Source organism: Natrialba sp. PRR66 (genome assembly GCF_034808065.1).
Taxonomy (GTDB): Archaea; Halobacteriota; Halobacteria; order Halobacteriales; family Natrialbaceae; genus Natrialba; species Natrialba aegyptia.
This window is the reverse complement of record NZ_JAXHGN010000243.1, coordinates 1-240: the sequence shown is the minus strand read 5'-3', so window position 1 is coordinate 240 and position 240 is coordinate 1. Positions and strand designations below refer to the sequence as shown.

General features: G+C 60.4%; 1 pseudogene. It reads left to right on the top strand.

What is annotated here, in order from left to right:
- A pseudogene (locus tag SM755_RS24115) lies at positions 1-240 on the top strand (thrombospondin type 3 repeat-containing protein); the annotation flags it as partial.

Genomic DNA, 240 nt, shown 5'->3' with positions numbered 1-240 from the left:
AGAACACCCTCGGCACTGATCCGAACGATTCCGATACCGACGGTGACGGCCTCACCGACGACATAGAGACAACACGGACGGACGGGACTGGACAAGGTGAAGCAGTCGATACCGACGGCGATGGGACTATCGATGCGCTTGACACTGACAGCGACGGGGACGGAATCACCGACAGTACAGAGGGGGCGGCAGATGCCGATGGTGACGGAACGGCGAACTACCGCGATGACGATTCCGACG